Source organism: Marinitoga sp. 1137, assembly GCF_001941525.1.
GTDB classification, from domain to species: domain Bacteria; phylum Thermotogota; class Thermotogae; order Petrotogales; family Petrotogaceae; genus Marinitoga; species Marinitoga piezophila.
Window position 1 is genome coordinate 1418342 of sequence record NZ_CP009471.1, and the last position, 18371, is coordinate 1436712.

General features: G+C 30.7%; 21 protein-coding genes. 6 read left to right on the forward strand and 15 right to left on the reverse strand.

Going from position 1 to position 18371, the window contains the following annotated elements; translation table 11 throughout:
- Positions 1–76 precede the first annotated feature (76 nt).
- The 6 genes from LN42_RS06795 to LN42_RS06820 all read left to right on the forward strand — a co-directional run bounded on the left by LN42_RS06795 (position 77) and on the right by LN42_RS06820 (position 6785).
- Complete coding sequence (locus tag LN42_RS06795; protein WP_075780616.1) at positions 77–1456, forward strand: RtcB family protein; 1380 nt, start codon at positions 77–79, stop codon at positions 1454–1456.
- Between the two features lie 96 nt (positions 1457–1552).
- On the forward strand, positions 1553–2446 hold the full coding sequence (locus LN42_RS06800) for a DUF89 domain-containing protein (protein WP_014296779.1): 894 nt from the start codon (positions 1553–1555) through the stop codon (positions 2444–2446).
- 32 nt (positions 2447–2478) lie between these two features.
- Positions 2479–4029 carry a 5'-nucleotidase C-terminal domain-containing protein gene (locus LN42_RS06805; protein ID WP_014296780.1) on the forward strand — a complete coding sequence of 517 codons (1551 nt, stop codon included), beginning with the start codon at positions 2479–2481 and terminating at the stop codon, positions 4027–4029.
- Between the two features lie 555 nt (positions 4030–4584).
- Positions 4585–6108 carry an AAA-like domain-containing protein gene (locus LN42_RS06810; protein ID WP_075780617.1) on the forward strand — a complete coding sequence of 508 codons (1524 nt, stop codon included), beginning with the start codon at positions 4585–4587 and terminating at the stop codon, positions 6106–6108.
- A 138-nt stretch (positions 6109–6246) separates the two neighbouring features.
- Positions 6247–6444, forward strand: coding sequence for a cold shock domain-containing protein (locus tag LN42_RS06815; protein ID WP_014296782.1), 198 nt, complete (start codon positions 6247–6249; stop codon positions 6442–6444).
- 143 nt (positions 6445–6587) lie between these two features.
- Positions 6588–6785, forward strand: a complete 198-nt coding sequence (locus LN42_RS06820; protein WP_014296783.1) for a cold-shock protein — start codon at positions 6588–6590, stop codon at positions 6783–6785.
- 46 nt (positions 6786–6831) lie between these two features.
- Here LN42_RS06820 and LN42_RS06825 read toward each other — a convergent pair whose 3' ends face one another.
- From LN42_RS06825 to LN42_RS06895, 15 genes are all read right to left on the reverse strand, one after another.
- Positions 6832–7404: a GPR1/FUN34/YaaH family transporter gene (locus LN42_RS06825; RefSeq protein WP_014296784.1), complete on the reverse strand. Its 573-nt coding sequence runs from the start codon at positions 7402–7404 to the stop codon at positions 6832–6834.
- A gap of 137 nt (positions 7405–7541) precedes the next feature.
- A complete protein-coding gene (gene deoC / locus LN42_RS06830) occupies positions 7542–8294 on the reverse strand; it encodes a deoxyribose-phosphate aldolase (RefSeq protein ID WP_014296785.1) in 753 nt (250 codons plus the stop codon).
- Positions 8295–8352: 58 nt separating this feature from the next.
- Positions 8353–8895: an HD domain-containing protein gene (locus LN42_RS06835; RefSeq protein ID WP_075780618.1), complete on the reverse strand. Its 543-nt coding sequence runs from the start codon at positions 8893–8895 to the stop codon at positions 8353–8355.
- A complete protein-coding gene (locus LN42_RS06840) occupies positions 8896–10110 on the reverse strand; it encodes a hypothetical protein (RefSeq protein ID WP_075780619.1) in 1215 nt (404 codons plus the stop codon).
- Positions 10103–10768, reverse strand: a complete 666-nt coding sequence (radC, locus tag LN42_RS06845) for a DNA repair protein RadC (RefSeq protein ID WP_014296788.1) — start codon at positions 10766–10768, stop codon at positions 10103–10105. Before radC ends, LN42_RS06840 begins: the two co-directional genes overlap by 8 nt.
- Positions 10761–11324 carry a nucleoside triphosphate pyrophosphatase gene (locus LN42_RS06850; protein WP_014296789.1) on the reverse strand — a complete coding sequence of 188 codons (564 nt, stop codon included), beginning with the start codon at positions 11322–11324 and terminating at the stop codon, positions 10761–10763. The genes radC and LN42_RS06850 overlap by 8 nt, the downstream gene beginning before the upstream one ends.
- Complete coding sequence (locus LN42_RS06855; protein WP_014296790.1) at positions 11321–11818, reverse strand: Gx transporter family protein; 498 nt, start codon at positions 11816–11818, stop codon at positions 11321–11323. The genes LN42_RS06850 and LN42_RS06855 overlap by 4 nt, the downstream gene beginning before the upstream one ends.
- Positions 11812–12174: a NusG domain II-containing protein gene (locus LN42_RS06860; protein ID WP_014296791.1), complete on the reverse strand. Its 363-nt coding sequence runs from the start codon at positions 12172–12174 to the stop codon at positions 11812–11814. Before LN42_RS06860 ends, LN42_RS06855 begins: the two co-directional genes overlap by 7 nt.
- Before the next feature lie 16 nt (positions 12175–12190).
- Complete coding sequence (locus tag LN42_RS06865; RefSeq protein WP_014296792.1) at positions 12191–13225, reverse strand: FAD:protein FMN transferase; 1035 nt, start codon at positions 13223–13225, stop codon at positions 12191–12193.
- A complete protein-coding gene (gene amrS / locus LN42_RS06870; RefSeq protein ID WP_075780620.1) occupies positions 13195–14187 on the reverse strand; it encodes an AmmeMemoRadiSam system radical SAM enzyme in 993 nt (330 codons plus the stop codon). The genes LN42_RS06865 and amrS overlap by 31 nt, the downstream gene beginning before the upstream one ends.
- A 1-nt stretch (position 14188) precedes the next feature.
- Entirely contained in the window at positions 14189–14707 is a 519-nt protein-coding gene (amrA, locus tag LN42_RS06875) for an AmmeMemoRadiSam system protein A (protein WP_014296794.1), read from the reverse strand.
- A gap of 24 nt (positions 14708–14731) precedes the next feature.
- The gene (gene truB, locus LN42_RS06880; protein WP_075780621.1) at positions 14732–15646 is read right to left on the reverse strand and encodes a tRNA pseudouridine(55) synthase TruB; all 915 of its coding nucleotides are present in this window, start codon (positions 15644–15646) and stop codon (positions 14732–14734) included.
- On the reverse strand, positions 15639–16001 hold the full coding sequence (gene rbfA, locus LN42_RS06885) for a 30S ribosome-binding factor RbfA (protein WP_014296796.1): 363 nt from the start codon (positions 15999–16001) through the stop codon (positions 15639–15641). The genes truB and rbfA overlap by 8 nt, the downstream gene beginning before the upstream one ends.
- Positions 15994–16896, reverse strand: a complete 903-nt coding sequence (locus LN42_RS06890; RefSeq protein ID WP_014296797.1) for an HDOD domain-containing protein — start codon at positions 16894–16896, stop codon at positions 15994–15996. Before LN42_RS06890 ends, rbfA begins: the two co-directional genes overlap by 8 nt.
- Positions 16897–16900: 4 nt before the next feature.
- Positions 16901–18370: a cell wall metabolism sensor histidine kinase WalK gene (locus LN42_RS06895; RefSeq protein WP_014296798.1), complete on the reverse strand. Its 1470-nt coding sequence runs from the start codon at positions 18368–18370 to the stop codon at positions 16901–16903.
- Position 18371 lies beyond the last annotated feature (1 nt).

Below are 18371 nucleotides of genomic sequence, written 5' to 3' on the forward strand. Positions count from 1 at the left end.
AACCTTCCTCCATTTTTTTTCTAAAAATGTTTATAAAAATAAAATGCTATGTTATAATTATCATGGAGGGAAAATAATGGATATTATAAGAGAAAATAAATATATGTGGAAAGTTGAAAAATTTAAAAATATGAAAGTTCCTGTTTATGTTTTAACCGATTCCCAAACTATTCGTAGCCAGGAATATCATGAAGCTATTATGCAATTGGTTAATGTTGCTACATTACCAGGGATTGTGAAAGGTTCTTTTGGTATGCCAGATATACATTGGGGTTATGGTTTTCCAATAGGTGGTGTCGCAGCATTTGATGCTGATAGTGGTATTATTTCTCCTGGCGGAGTTGGATTTGATATTAATTGTGGTGTTAGAATAATGACTACCTCTCTCGAATTTTCAGAGATAAAAGATTATATAGATGAGATACTAACCAGAGTTTATAATGAAATTCCTGTTGGCGTCGGCTCCAGAACGAATTTTAAATTGTCTGTAAAGGAAATGAAGAAAATCCTGAACAATGGTGTATATTGGGCAATAAATAATAATTACGGTTTGGCAGAAGATTTGTATAATATTGAAGATAGCGGTAAAATTAAGTACGCAGATGCGGATTTTGTTAGTGATGAAGCGATAAAAAGAGGAGCAGATGAATTAGGGACTCTTGGATCTGGAAATCATTTTATTGAAATCCAGATTGTTGAAAAGGTTTTCGAGAAAGAAAACGCTGAAAGATACGGTCTTTTTGAAGGTCAAATTGTATATATGATTCATTCAGGTTCAAGAGGTCTTGGACATCAGGTTGCAACAGATTATATAAAAATTTTCAGAGATAATTTAAAAGATTGGAATAAAAAAATTCCAGATAAACAGTTAATAAATGCTCCTTTTAAAAGCAAATATGGTCAGGAATATTTTTCTGCAATGAATGCTGCTGCCAATTTTGCCTTTGTTAATAGACAGATAATGGGACATAAAATAAGAAATATTTTTAAGGATTTATTTGATGTTGAATCTAAATTGTTATATGATATTACGCATAATATAGCAAAATTGGAAAAGCATAATGTTGATGGTGAAGAGAAAGAGTTAATTGTTCACAGAAAGGGTGCTACAAGAGCGTTTCCGGACCAAATAGTGTTGATTCCTGGAAGCATGGGAAGTTCTTCATATATTTTGCTGGGTACAGAGAAATCTATGAGTATTGCATTTGGCTCATCTGCTCATGGAGCAGGGAGAGTTTTAGGTAGAAGACAGGCTAAAAGAAGATTAAATTATAAAAATGTTTTAAATTCAATGAAAGAAAAAAAGATAAAGATAATTTCGAAATCAAAAAATACCATTGTTGAGGAAGCACCAGAAGTGTATAAAGATGTAGATTCTGTTGTTGATATTATAGAAAAAATTGGAATATCCAGAAAGATTGCAAAGTTAACCCCCGTTGGAGTTGTAAAGGGTTAATCAAATTTAAAAGGTATATTCAATTTAAATCTTTAAAACTGTAAACTTTTATTTCTATAATTTAAATAAAGAAATAAAAGAAACGGGGGTAATAATATGTATGCGAAGTTTGAGTGTATAGATTGTATAGTTTCTCAGATAAAAACAATTATAGGAAAGAACTTTGATTATCTCGATGAAAAGGAAAAATTTGATTTGATGAAGTCTGTTTCTACGGATCTTTTAAAATATTCAGAATATGGAAAAAGACCTATAGAATTGGCAAGGGTTATTTATGAGAAGCTTGGAGAAAAGTCTGAAACTAAGACACATGACTTTTATAGAGAAGAAAAACAGGCGTCAAATGCATTATTTTTAGAGGCTTATGATGAATTGTATAAGTTTTTAAAGGATTCTGATGAGCCGTTGAAAAATGCAGCAAAGTTATCTGTTCTTGGAAATGTTATAGATTATGGAATAAAAAATTCCTTTGGAGAGTTAGAATGGGAACTTGAAAATAGTTTAAAACTAAAGAATTTTTCTCTGGATGATTTTGATTCTTTTTATGAAACGCTTCAGGAGGCAAAAATATTATTATATATTCATGATAATGCAGGAGAAATTGTTCTTGATAAGTTGTTTATAAAAATGATAAAGGAAGAATTTCCTGAAGTACATATTATTTCTGCTGTAAGAAGTGCTCCTGTAATAAATGACGTTACTTTAGAAGATGCAAAGGAAGTTGGATTAGAAGAAGTGGCATCAGAGGTAATTGAAAGTGGAAGCAAGATTCCAGGTACATTATTAAGCGATGTTAATCAGGAATTTTTAATTGCGTATAAACAGGCTGATATTATTATCTCAAAGGGTCAGGGGAATTTTGAAGGTCTTAATGGAGAATCTGAAAAGATATACTTTGCATTAATGGCAAAATGTCCTGTTGTTGCTCGAGAATTAAAGGTAGATGTTGGGGATATAATCTTTTCAAGAAAGAATCTTTTTGTAAAATAAATCCTAAAATCTTATATTAAGGGGGTATTATGATGAAGAAGCTTTTAGTATTGTTGGTTGCATTGTTGTCTATTGCTATCTTTGCAGCACCAACACATCTTGTTATTTTCCACATTAACGACACACATGGACATGTATGGCCATATGGTGAGTATCACAATCCTGACATTGGTGGTTTTGCAAGAATTGCAACATTGGTAAATCAGGAAAGAGCAGTTAATGATAATGTATTATTCTTACATGCTGGTGACGTAAACACAGGTGTTCCAGAATCAGATCAATTAGATGCAATTCCGGACTTTGTTGCATTACATTATATGGGTGTAGATGCAATGGCTTTAGGTAATCACGAATTTGATAATCCTTTAAGCACAACATTTATGCAACAGAGATATGCTGGATTCCCATTCCTTTCAGCTAACTTTGTTACAAAAGACGGAAGACAGTTATTCAAACCATATATCATTAAAAATGTTGGTGGAGTTAAGGTTGCTATATTAGGTGTTACAACAGAACAGACACAGGTATTGGAACCACTTCACTTAAATGGCGGAAAATTCTTAAATGTAGAAGAAACAGTTAAGAAATACTTACCAGAATTAAAGAAAAAAGCTGATATTGTTGTTGTATTAGGACATCTTGGTTATGGTAAAGATGATCAACCACTTGGTGTAAAATACACAACATCAGATCAATTAGCAAAAGATGTTAAGGGTATTGATATAATTATTGACGGACATTCACACACATTAATGAATAAAGCAGCATATATCAACAAAACAATTGTTGTTCAGGCTGGTGAATGGGGTAAATATCTTGGAAGATTGGATTTATGGGTAGAAAATGGAAAAATCGTTGATTATGAATGGGCAGCAATTCCTATTAACTTAAAGAAATATTTAGGAAAAGACGAAAATGGACATTCAAAATATGAATACGTAACAGAACCAATTCCAGAAGATCCATTTATCAAAATGATTGCTGATTACTATTATTCATTAGGTGCAGAAGAATTAAATAAAGTTGTTGGAGAAACAAAGATATTATTAGATGGTGAAAGGGCACATGTAAGAAGTGGAGATACAAATCTTGGCCACTTAATTACAGATGCATTAATCTGGAAAACAGGTGCAGATGTTGCATTGCAGAATGGTGGAGGAATTAGAGCTTCAATTCAACCAGGACCAATTACATATAGAGATATTTTAACTGTATTACCATTTGGAAATACAACATATGTATTTGAAATGACAGGTGCAGATTTAATGAAAGTATTAGAATACGCAGCAACAATACCAGCTGGTAAAGGTGCATGGTTGCACGTTGGTGGTATGACATACAAGATTAAAGATAAGAAACCTGTTGATGTTATGGTAAATGGAAAACCAATAGACTTAAAAGCTACATATAAAGTAGCAGCTAATAACTACATTGCTGGTGGTGGAGACGGTTATAAGATGTTAAAAGGATTAAAAGGATTCGATACAGGATTTGTTCTTGCTGATGTTGTAAAAGAATACATTCAGCACTTAGGAACAATAGAAAATTATGATAATGCACCAAGAGTAGTTGTTGAAAAATAATAAGTTTTAATTGTATCCCTCTGGTTTTATGCCAGAGGGATTTTTTTTAGTAGTATATACGGTCGTTGCAGACTCACGTCCGTGTTCGTCCTTTTTGTTGTAGATTGAAAAAAATAAAAGTTCATTCATACGACTTGAGCACTAATCCTCAAAAACTGCTCATATACGTGGGGGCGCTCAGATTCCCCATCCCTGGGGAAGCTTCGCTCAAAAAAACATCCTGTTTTTTTGTCCTCTTCATTCGCAGTTTTTTTCGGGTGCTCTGCGAGTATTCATTCACTTTTATTTTTTTCAATCATCATTGTTTCTCCTTGGGAATTTTCAAGTTTTCGCTCATATTATTATTTCTATTTTCTTTTACACCTCTTCATTCGCAATTTTTTCGGGCAAATTTCGAGCATTCACTCACCTTTTTATTCATGTTTTCTTGATAATATTTATTGTATCCGCTTCGGGAAAATCTTAGTCTTCGCCCCTATTTTACTATTTACAAAATAAGGCGAAAGCATCATTTTGTTTTGATATGGTATAATTGAAGAGTAGGAGGTGGAAGTGATGAGGATGTTTTGTACATCAGGACCAGTTGATAAGAAAACATGTTATTATGTGGAAAGACCGGATATAACGGAAGAAGCGCTTAATCATATAGAAAACTGGAGATACTTTACAGTATCTGCACCAAGACAGAGTGGAAAAACCACGTTATTAAATGATATAGTTGAGAAAATAAAGGATAAATATATAACCATTTTTTTATCCTTTGAAGATTATAAAAATATGAAAACGGAAGAAGAGTTTATAGAAACCTTTTATGAAGAAATAATAGAAGAAGCAGAAAAATACAATATAACTCTTGAAACAAAACCTCAAAAAATAAGAATGATAAAAAGTATATTTGAGGAGATATATAAAAAAACCGGAAAAGAAGTAGTATTAATGATAGATGAATTTGAAAAATTAAATAACGAAGAAATAATGAATACATTATTGCATGTAATAAGAAAAATATATCATAAAAAAGAGATGTACAAACTTCGAAGTGTAATATTAATCAGCGTAAGTTATTTAAGCGGGATATTGGAAGACAACGCCAGTCCATTTAATATAGCAGAACATATGGAAGTGCCATACTTTACAAAAGAACAGGTATATGACTTACTTTCACAACATGAAAAGGAAACAGGGCAAATATTCGATGAAAAAGTAAAAGAATTAATATGGCATAACGCAGCAGGGCAACCTGGACTAACCAATGGTCTTGCATATGATTTAGTAGCAAAAAAAGCAAAAGGAGAAAAGATAATAACAGAAAAGCATTTTGAAAAAACATTATATGATTACCTGAGAGTATATATAGACAAAAACATATCAAATATAATAAATAAAGCGAAAAAAGAAAAAGAGTTAATAATGAAAATACTATTTGAACCGGAAAAAATAGAATTTAACATATACGATGAAAACATACAGTATTTATATTTAAATGGAGTAATAGACAATTGTGATGGAAAATGTTGTGTAAAAGTACCATTATATTATAAAGCATTATATACAAGATTCAGACCAAAAGTAAATGGAGAAAAAAGTGAAATGAAAACATTAAATGAAAGTGTAAAAACATATTTGAGGAAAGATGGAAGTTTAGACTTAAATAAATTACTCGAAAGATATACAAGATACATAAAAAATAGAGGAGCGATAATGTTTAAAGGAAGGAATTATTATGAAGGAGTATATCAATATAACTTAGACCAATTCTTAAGCTTATATGTAGAGGCAGCAGAAGGAAAGGTATATCCAGAAACACAAATAGGAGGAGGAAGAATTGATTTATTAATAAATTTAAATAACAAAGAATATCTAATAGAAATAAAATCAAATATAGATGAAGATCAATATGAAAAATCAAAAAAGCAATTAATGGAATATTTAAAAAGAAGTGGCTTAAAAGAAGGTTGGCTTGTGATATATTCAGAAGCAATAGAGGATTTCAAACATGAAATAGAAGAAATAGAAGGAGTAAAAATCAATGTATGGTTTATAAAAACGAACTTTGAAAGTCCGTCAAAAGTGAATTAAAACAGTAAAAAATTTTATCTGTTGTATATATCCAGATATTGTAATATATAAAGTAGTGGAATGTAATAATAAAAGTATATACTATAAGAGAAATCACACGTAGTTACAAGGGTAACACGGAGAAACATGGAGGAAAACATGAGAGGAAAAGTTAAATGGTTTGATGCAAAAAAAGGATTCGGATTTATTTCTGGAGAAGATGGAAATGACGTTTTCGTACATTTCACAGCTATTACAATGGACGGATTCAAAACTTTAGAAGAAGAACAGGAAGTTGAATACGAAATTCAAGAAAACGCTAAAGGTTTACAGGCTGTAAACGTAAGAGCTATCTAACAATCAATAGCCCCTTTTAAGGGGCTTTTTTATTTTTTAGTTGACTTTTAATAAAAAAAGGTATATAATTAGTGTGACCCTTAAGGGTTGAGAATCACATCCGTAGTTGCAATGGGTAACACGGTAGGAACATGGAGGAAAGTATGAAAGGTAAAGTTAAATGGTTTGACGCAAAAAAAGGTTATGGTTTCATTTCTGGTGAAGATGGAAAAGACGTATTTGTACACTTCACAGCTATCACAATGGATGGCTTCAAGACTTTAGAAGAAGGTCAAGAAGTAGAATACGAAGTTCAAGAAAATGAAAAAGGCTTACAGGCTGTAAACGTAAGAGCTCTCTAATAAAACAATAGCCCCTTTTAAGGGGCTTTTTTATTTATCGATTATATTATAAAGGTAAAACTTTTTTGCCGTATACTTCATTTAATACTTCAGCCATTGCTGTATAAATTGCAGAAGCTCCACAGAATATACCTTCCCAACCAGCTAAATGTTTTATAGCTGTACTTCCCAGGAAATCTCCCATTGATAATAAGAAAAATAATATTGTTAATGTTCCAAAAACAACCTGAAGTGATTTGTTTCCTTTTAATGTTCCTACAAACATATATAATGTGAATATTCCCCACATTAATAAATAGAATGCTACTGCAGTTGCTGAAGCAGCTTCACCTAATCCCATTTTTGGCATTGTCCATATTGCCACAAGTGAAAGCCAGAAAAGACCGTAAGATGTGAATGCTGTAGCACCAAATGTATTGTTTTTCTTGAATTCAAATATACCAGCAATAACCTGTGCTAATCCACCGTAGAATATTCCCATAGCCATTATCATAACATTTAATTCAAATATACCAGCGTTGTGAAGATTTAATAATACAGTTGTCATACCAAAACCCATTAATCCGAGCGGTGCAGGATTTGCCAATTTTTCAGATACAGTTGTAACTTTATTTTCCATTTTAATACCTCCTCTAATATTTTAAAATATCCCTGTTATTTTAAAGTATTTTCATTACTATAAAATTAACATTAACTTGCTTTTGGGTATAATAAAAAATAACCTTCTCATAAAGAGAAGGTTATTTTTGTTAATTATTAATATCCAGTACCTTCAGCTTTTTCGCCAGATACTATTTTTACTCCTGAACTTGCTCCAATTCTTTCTGCACCAGCTTTTATCATTTTTAATGCATCTTCAAAGCTTCTTACTCCGCCAGATGCTTTTACTTTTAATGCATCACCAACTACAAATTTCATTAAAGCTACATCTTCTGCTGTTGCTCCACCTGTTCCAAAACCTGTAGATGTTTTTACAAAATGAGCTCCAGCTTCTTTGGAAATTACACATGCAGCAATTTTTTCTTCTGTTGTTAAGTAGCATGTTTCTATAATAACTTTTACAGTTTTTCCCTGTGCTGCTTCAACAACAGCTTTTATTTCATTATATATGTAATCATATTCTCCGGCTTTAAGCATTCCAACATTTAATACCATGTCGAATTCATCTGCACCATCATTTAATGCAATATCTGTTTCATATGCTTTTACATCAATTGGATTTGCACCTAAAGGGAATCCTATTACAGTTGCAACTTTAACCTCAGAACCTTTTAGTTCTTCTTTTGCTAAAGGAACATATACAGGATTTACACAAACTGAGAAGAAATTATAATCTTTTGCTTCTTTACAAATTCTTTTTATATCTTCTGGTGTAGTTGTTGCTTTTAGTATTGTATGGTCTATATATTTAGCAACATCCTCAGGAGTTAATGAGATATCGTTTTCAGGCATTTTGAATTCTTTGTTATACCTTTCAATTTCTTTTTGTATGATATTTTTTAAGTCCATTTTTCCACCTCTTTCTGTATATTTTTAAAAACAAAAGTTGCGTTTAACGCAACTTTTGTTATAATCCAAGTTCTTCTGCTATTTCTTTCATAGATTCTATGGATATTTCAAAAAATCTGTTTAATTCTATACCTATTTCTTCGATTTTTCTGATATTTTCTCTATTGGCACCAGCTGCAAATGATTTGTCTTTAAATTTTTTCTTTAAAGATTTTACTTTTAATCCTTCAATTTTTTTGTCAGGTCTTACTAAAACTGCAGCTGTTACCAGTCCAGAAATTGGATCTGCTGCATATAATGCAAAATCCATTTTTGAGTTTAATGGAGCATGATCATTGTGTGCGAGTATAGCGTTTTTTTCTTCTTCTGATAATTTGTCTCCCAGCATTTCAACTGTTTTTTTTGCATGTATTTCTGGATTATCTTTAGTGAATTCATAATCAAGATCATGTAATATACCAATTATTTCCCATCGATCTGGATCTTCCTCTAATTCTTTTGCGAGACCTTTCATTATTGCACCAACTGCTAAACAGTGCTTTATTAAATTATCGCTTTTTACCTGTTCTTTTAATAACTGTATGGCTTCATCTCTTGTCATTTATTCTTCCCCCTCGTAATACATCTGACATGTTCTCCAGCCAAACAGCATTCTTATTGCTTCATAGAAAGGAATATCAATTGCAAAATCGTATCTTACTCCTTCTTTTGTTTCTAATCTTTGAAGTATATTTTTTATTTTTTGATAATATCCAGGTCCGTATAATTTTGCAACTTTTCCATTTTTTATAGGTTCTAATGTAAATGTTTTTAACCCTTTTACATGTGAGTCATTTGGGAAGAATATTACTCTAACTTCTCCAAACATTTCAAATATTTTATCAAATGTTTTATTTGCCATTTCTTCATTGTTGTAATTGTAGAATCCGAGGAATGAAATTATAGCCTGTTCTGGTAAATTTGTTTCTGTTTCAAACCTTCCAGAGGTTTCGTATTCAAATGCTTCTAATATTTTCCAGTATTTACAATAATCTGGAGGTACATTTACAGCTTTTAATTTTGATCTTCTTAAAAGACAATTTGCGCATGGAATGTTGTTTTCAAAGTTTTTTCTCATATGGTATAATTTGTCGCCTTCTTGAGAAAGATAGTAAAGATATCCCTGGTATATTGAGGCAACGTATTTTACTTTTCCCTGTAAGAATACTCTACTTAAATGCTCTTTGGCTTTTACATAATCTTTTTCATACATTGCTACAACGAAATATAATAAAGGATCATTTGAATTTCGTGCAGCTTCTTCAACAGCTTTATATGCTTTGTAATATTCTCCTTTATATACAGCGTTCATTGCCATTAAAAGGTTTACGTGTTTGTTGTTTGGGAATCTTTTTAATGCATCTTCTGCAAATTCATATGCATCAGGTTCCCTGAGTAAAAATTTAGCCATTCCTAGATTGAAATAATCTTCCGGGAATGAAGGATTGTCTAAAAGTTCTTTTACTTCCTCGTATTCACCTTTGAGTATATGTGCAACTGCCTGTTGGTTGACATATGAACTTTTTGGTTTGTTTATTAATAGTTTTTCTATATGTTTTGCAAGTTCAAGGTTGTTATTTTTAAAGTCGTAGTAGTTTAAATCAACAATTGTTTGAACATCGTCAATAGGTATAGAGATGTATTTTATCTCTATATTTGCTCTTTCAACAGTTTTTTTCTTTTTTTGTTCAATGTTTATTCCTTTTCTTTTTAAATCCTTTTCAAATTTTTTCTTTAATTGCATTAATGCTTTTAAGTTATCAGGCATATTATCCATTTCTTATCACCTTTCTTCCCAGTTTGAAGCTGTAGTATTCTGATTTTCCTATAATTATATGATCCGACAATTTTATTCCCAATAATTCACCGCTTTTTTCTATTTTTTCAGTAATATCATAATCCTGCATGCTTGGAGTGCTATCTCCTGAAGGATGATTATGAATTAATATAATTGAAATTGCATTATTTTTTATTGCGGTTTTAAATATATCCCTTGGATGTAATATTGAATGATTTGCTGTTCCTATACTTATTGTATCAATGGATATAGGATTTAGTTTGCTATTTAATGATATGCATAGTACATTTTCCCTGTCTTCAAATATAAATCTATCATATATTAAGTCGTAGACTTTATCAGGAGAATCCAATTTTATATTTTCTTTTTTTAGGGCTTCTTTGTGAAATCTTATTCCAAGCTCAAAAACAGCTTTTAAGGTAATTGCAGTAACTTTTCCAATTCCTTTTATTTGACTCAATTGATTTACATTCATATAAAATAAATCTTTTAAAGAATATTTTTCTGTAATTTCTTTTGATAGTTGAAATACGTTTTTATCTTTTGTTCCCTTTCTTATTATTATAGCTAATAATTCGTCAATAGTCAAATTTTTTGGACCATATTTTAAGAGTTTTTCTCTTGGTAGTTCAGACATTTAGAACTCCTTTCTCATATAAGTACCAAAAAATTTTGTTTATTGGTAATCCCATAACGTTGTAATAGTCACCATTTATTTTTTCTATAAAAACACCAGCAAAATCCTGAATACCATAACTTCCTGCTTTGTCTAACGGGGAGTAGTTTTCAATATAATATTGTATAATGCTATCATTTAAATGGTGAAAATATACTTCGGTTATATCATATATTGAGTATATAGAATTATTTTCTTTGAATGTAATACCTGTTATTACTTCATGTTTTTTTCCTGAAAGCATTCTTAGCATATTAAATGCATCTTTTTTATCTTTTGGTTTTCCCAGGATTTTGTTTTCAAATGCTACAATTGTGTCTGCAGTGATCAATAATTCATTTTCATTTATTTCAATACTTTGTGCTTTTTGTTTGCTTAAATCTATTGCGTATTCTACAGGGGTGTTTTTTTGACTTATTTCTTTTATATTTGAAACTCTAATTTCAAATTCTATTCCAAGTTTTGAAAGCAGTTCCTTTCTTCTCGGAGAGGCAGAGCCTAATATTATTTTTTTCACGGTTTTACACTCCTAAGTGCAGATTTTACCACTATTGCATTTGCAATTGCCGAGAATGTTCCTATTAGTATCATTTGTGGTAAATACCAGTATATTCCTGCAGATTTTATTATAAATAACCATCCAAATGTAACCTGAGTTATGTTATTGAATATTGCACCACTTTCACTTATTCCTATTATACCAAATTTTTTTGTTTTTAATGCTAAATACATTATTAATGTTGCAATAACACTTCCTGAAAATCCCATAAAGAATGTTGGAGATAGGAATTTTCCAGAAAGCAATGAGCCAAGTATGGATTTAAAAATGGCGATATACAAAGCATTTTTTAAGTTTTTATCTTCTACTATTGAATATAATACTGCAAAATTAGAAAAACCCCAGCGAGCGCCAGGAAGAGGAATAGGAAAAGGAACCAATGATTCAACATAATATACTGCGGATGCTAATGCAATTAGTATAGCCTGTTTTGGTATGTTGTTTTTCACCATGAAATTACGTCAACTCCTGTGTTTTTTTCTTTTCCAATTGGTTTTATCACGATTTTATTTGGAATGCATATTATTTCCTGTGAAGCGTTGTCAACCCACCCTGTATGTTCGCAAATTTTTAGGGCACAGGTTGAATCAATTGCTTTGATTTTTGAACCATCAAAGATTACTTTCATTTTATAGACGCCTTTATCATCTTTAATTGTATATGTTCCCGGTCTGGTTATTTCCATTACTTCTTTGCCGGAAATATATACTTTGGCACCTTTTAATGTATTTTTTAATGTGTTTTGAAGAAATATTGTGATTATTGATATTAGTATTATAATTCCTACAAAGATTATATCTTTTTTCATTTTTTCACCATTTCATTTACTTTTTTAAATAATAATCAAAACCTGTGGTTTTAATTATTTTGTTATCAGATGTAATTCCGTATATCTGTATATCATATTGCATCATTGAGTCTATATCGGGTAATTTATCTCCAAGGATAAATATTGCAGTTGACATTGCATCAGCTTTCATTGCACTGTCGGATATTATTGAAACGCTTTTATAGAAGTTTGCGGGATATCCAGTTTTTGGATCTATTAAATGATGATATCTTACACCATCTTTTTCAAAATATCGTTCGTAATTCCCTGAGGTTACTATTGCGCCTTCTTTTAAGTATATCTGCAATTTTATATCGTAAGGGTTTCCATCAGGGTCTCTTATTCCAATTACCCATGGGAATCTGTTAAATTTTGGACCTATTATTCCAATGTCTCCACCGGCGTCTATAAAACCTGTTGCTTTTGGATCGAGACTTTTGATTTTGTTTATTGCCATATCAACAGCATATCCTTTTGCTATTCCGCCAAGATCAATCATTGTTTCATCGTTTAATAATGAAATTTTATTTCCTTCTATTTTTATAAATTTATAGCTGATACCTTTTAAAGCATTGTTTATTTCATCTTTTGAAGGAACTCTTTTCGGACTGTTCATATCATCAAATCCCCATAATTTTACAAGAGCACCTATTGCTGGATCAAATGCCCCTCCTGTTAAATCAGCATAATTTATAGCAGCTTTCATTAAAAATAATGTTTCTTTATCTGCTATAATGCTTCTTTTTTCATTTAATTCCCAGATAACACTACCTTTTATATTTTTGCTGAATTTTCTTTCTATTCTTTTCATTTCATCAAATGCGATATCGGCTAATTTTTCGGAATTAATCTTATTTCCTGCAACCTTTACATTAACCCATGTTCCCAGAGCAAAATCCTTTTTGGAATAATATTGTGGTAAAGGTTTATGAAATATCAAAAACAGTGTGAGGATAATTGCAATTCCTGCTATGACGGAATATAATATACCTTTGTTTTTTAAAAAATTATAGGGATTTTTTTTAAGCAATTTTTGCACCTTCCTTTTTCGTCAACATTTAGTATTTCGATATTATATCCTTCGCGTTTTATAAGCATGGTTTTACAATATGGACAGTATGTTGATTCGTATTGTTTATCCCGGACATTTCCAAGATATACAAAATTTAAATGTTTTCTGGCTATTTCATAGAATTTTTTAAGTGTTTCAATTGGTGTAGGTGGTTTGTTGTATTTATACACAGGATAATATCTGCTGATATGTAAAGGTATATTTTTTGAAATGCTGGAAATCCATTTTACCAGTTCTGTGAATTCTCTTTCATCATCATTTCCTTCTGTGACTATAAGTGTTGTTATTTCAACATCTGAGATAAAATTATATGCTAATTTTATTGTGTTCATTACAGGTTCTTTTTTTCCGCCTATTATTTTGGCATAGAATTCATTATTGAATCCTTTTAAGTCTATATTCATTGCATCTATATAGGGTAATAATTCCATTAAAGGTTTTTCTGAGATATAACCGTTGGTTACCATTACGGTTTTTATTCCGTGTTTTTTTACTAATTTCGCAGTATCGAGAACAAATTCATACCATATATTTGGTTCTGAATATGTAAATGCAAGCATTTTTGCATGGTTTTCCAGTAAAAGATTCAGAATATCCTGTGGAGTTAATTTATAGATTTTCCATGGGGGTTCCTGGGAGATTTCAAAGTTTTGACAGAATTTACATCTAAAATTACATCCCCATGTACCTATTGATATTATGTTTTCGCCTGGATGGAAATGAAAAAGGGGTTTTTTTTCTATAGGATCGTTTGCAATTGCTGTTATTTCACCATAGTTTAATGTGTATAATTTTCCGTCAACATTCTTACGTACTCTACATATTCCTGTAGAGCTGTTTTTTATTATGCAATTGTGAGGACATAATGTACATTGAACTTTATTATTTTCAAGTGTTTTATAATATAATGCTTCTTTCATTTTAGAAATATCTTTCCACTGTGAATCTATATATTTCGTATGGCTCTGAGAAGATACCAGCTTTTAATTTAGCAATTCTTAATTGTTCTTCAACAGTGTTTACGCCATCAAGTGCTGGTAGTAAAACTCCTTTTTTCCAGCCGCTAACAACTATTACACCATATATTTCCGGGTCTAAATCTTCTTCTGATTCAACGTATTCAGGTTCGCTTAATACGTCAACACTTACCATTATGTCATCGAGTTCATCAGCTGTAACAGGATTAAACCTGTAATCTCTTGTAGCTGCAGCAATTGCATTTTCTCGTATTTCTATTGCAAGATTGTCATATACTGGTTCTATTGTTCCTATACAACCCCTTAAATCTCCGTTTAATTTATGAAGAGTTACAAAACATGCAGCTCTTTTGTTTAATAGGTCATCTGGAAGGTTATCTCTTATTTCGATTTTTTTCCCATATTTAATGTAATTTTCAATAACTTCTATAGCCCATTTTACATAAGGATGTTTTCCTTCCATGTTTTCACCCCATTTAGGTATTTATTAAATAAATACCTTTTTTAATTTGAAAACCCTTTCATTTCTATTTTGATTAATAAGGGTGTTTATAAATGAAGAGTTTCTTTCTGCTTTTGCTATGGCCAGTAGATTATTTTTATTATCAATTAGCGAAACAAGGGTATCCTTTTTAAAATCTTCAAATTTTATAATATTATCTACAACAATTTGACGACCATGTTTTACGTTTTCAATACCCTCATTGTTTAGAATAACTTTTGGGAAATCTAAAACATCTAATAAAGGAATTAAATTTTCTGAAGATATTTTTTCCAATTCAACAGCTTTGTCTATTGAGAATTTGCCCACATTTAATCTTCTGAGCTCTGTGGTTACTGCTCCACATCCTATTTTATATCCTATATCCATTATTAATGAACGGATATATGTTCCTGATGAAACTTTGCAGGTAAATTCAAATTCTCCATGGTCTTTTATGGATATGTTCCAGATATCATAAATCTCCACCTCTTTGGGTGGCATTTTTATTATTTTACCTTCTCTGGCTAATTCGTATAATTTTTTTCCTTTGTATTTTCGTGCAGAATACATTGGTGGAACCTGTTTGTATTTTCCAATAAATGATATTATTGTATCCTCAAGTTTTTCTATTTCAGAATTTGTAAATTCATTTTTTTCTGTGATTTTACCGGTGATATCAAACGTATCTGTTATTATTCCTAATTTTGCTTTTACATGATAAACCTTGTCCTGATGTTGTAAATATTCTAAAAGTCTGGTTCCTTTATTTACTCCAATTATCAATAATCCAGTTGCAAAAGGGTCTAATGTTCCAGAATGCCCAACTTTTTTAGTTGAAAAGATTTTTCGTATTTCGTTTACAACATCGTGTGATGTTATTCCTTCTGGTTTATCAACCAAAAGAAATCCATTATTCATTTTCTTCACCTTTATTTTGAGATATTTCATCTAGTAATTTATGAATTTTTATGCTTTCTTCAATCCCGGTGTCTTTATGAAATCTTAATTCTGGAATTTTATACATTCTAATGTTTCTACCAATTATGCTTTTAAAGAATCCTTTTGCTTTTTCAAGAACAGCAATGATTTCATCGGCATCACCACCAAATACAGAAACATATATATCTGCATATGATTTGTCTCTTGATAATTCCACCCTTGTGGCTGAAATTAATTTTCCCTGTATTTTAGGGTCTCGTAAATTTGAAACATTTGTATTTATTATTTTCATTATTTCTGATTCTATCATTTCTCTTCTAAATTCTTTAGCCATTGTTATCCTCCTCCGTTTCTGTATCGCTTTCAAGGAATGAATCAAGATTCATGAAGTCATTTGATTCTTCAAGTTTTTGTTCGAGATTTTTTAGAAATTCAAGGTATTTTGTTGCTGTCATGTTGAATTTGTTCCAGACGACATCTGATGGAACAGGTATGTCGTAACTTCCAGAGTATCCGTAATAAATAGTATTTATGGTTGAATTGGCAAGATGTACAATATATACGTTCATAATAAATGAATCTATTTGAAGTTTTTCTGGATCGTTATGGAATTCTGCAGTATATACAACATTTTCCGGTAAATTCCAATTTTCAAATAAGGTTTTTCCAAGGGTAGTATGAGACATTACGTTTAACATTTGTTCTGCCCTTGAAAAAGAAACTTTTTTGTATTCAGATACGTTTAATATCATTTCTACTGTTTCAGGGGTTACTATACCCATAGCTATTTTACCAAGATCATGTAACATCCCACTTAAAAATATTTCTTCTTTGTCAGGATAATTTACAATTTGAGCAAGTTGTTCAGAAGCTATGGCAACTGCTATACTGTGCTGCCAGAATTTTTTTGAATCAAGAAAGTCAAAGTCGCGTCTGAAAAAAGAATCAGCGACAAATATTCCCATAGCAAGGTTTCTAACGGTTTTGAATCCTAAAATATTTATAGCCTGAGAAATTTTGGTAATTTTTCGTGGTAATGCATAATACGCAGAATTACATAATTTTAAAATTTTTGCCACCAGTGGTGGCGATTGTAAAACAGCTTTTTCCAGTTCTTTGGTATTTGAGGTTGGATTGGAAGCTATATCCATTATTCGTTGAATTATAAAATCAGGTGTTGGGAGTTCGGATAATTTTTTTAAAATTTCTTTCATTGTAGGATTAGCCATTTTATCACTTTCCTTTATCAAATTCTATATAAAAACGGGTTCCCTTATTTTCAACGCTTTTTAGCCAGATTTTTCCGCCCTGCATTTCAACAAGTTCTTTTACAACAGATAACCCTATTCCTGTTCCAGAAACTTCATATGTCAATGATGAATCAACTCTATAGAATTTTTCGAAGATTTTTTCGTGATGTTCTTTTGGAATTCCAATTCCATTATCTTCTACGAGTATCCATACCTTATCTCCCCTGTCCTGTAGGGTTATTTTTACAAATTTTAAATCTTTTCTTTTATCACTGTATTTTATGGCGTTATCTATTAAATTAGACAGTATTTGTTTTACTCTTGTTCTATCGAGATTAACAATTATATTTTCTTTTGGTAAAACTTTATACAATTTAACATCATTGCTTTCAGCTTTTGATTTATTTGAGGAATATACTTCATCAATTAATTCATTTAATGAAAATTCTTCTTTTTTAATATTTATACTCTTCATTTCAAGTCTTGAGAAATCGAGGATTTCATCTAATAGGTTTTGTAGATGATTTGCCTCATTTAGTATTGTTTCCATAAAATCTTTCAAGGTTTCTGTATCCATGAAATCTAAACTTTCTACAATTGATTCAGAATAAGCTTTAATAGCTGCTAAAGGTGTTCGCAATTCGTGAGATACAGTAGATAAGAATTCTGTTTTCATCTGATCTAATTTTCTTAAACGTTCCAATTCCTTTGTTCCAGTTATATCCGATATAATAACAAGATAATTATCTTCTTCGGTTCTTAGCAAATCTATTGAAAGAAAGTGTTCATCAAACTCTTTTTCTTTGGTAATTTTTTCTCCAAATATTTCTAATTTTACCAATTCTTCTTTTATGAATTCTATTAACTTTTTTCCATATTCCTGTTCAAACTTTTCAAAATTTTTGTTTCTAAATAATTCTTTGTATTCATTATCATATACTGCTAAACCGCTAATCATTGAATCAAGGATTTGGTTTAAGAATTTTCTATTGCTTTCAATTATTTCATTTGTTTTTAGTATTTCTTCATATAATTCAAGGTTTTCAATTATTGTTGCTGTTAAGAAACTCATTATATTTAAAAATACAGTTGCTTCATTTGAAATTTCTTCTGTATCAGTTTCACATGCATATATCAGCAGTAATTTTTGGGATCGTGAAAATGGGATAATTAAAGCACTCCCGCCTTCTTCAAGCGGGAATACTGATATTTTTAATGATTTTGCAGCCCAGGATACAAGATCCATAATTTCTTCCGGAACGTTTTTGTTGTTTACTTCTTCAAAACCTTTCTCTGTCGGTTTTAAGAAATATGCATTATTTACTGTTAATATTCTATTTACCAGTGTATTAATGGAATTTTCAATTTGGGAAAGGTCTTTTAGAGAACTTATTTCCATTACAAGATCAGAAATTTTGGAATATGTTTCCAGAATTAAGTCTTTTTGTTCCATA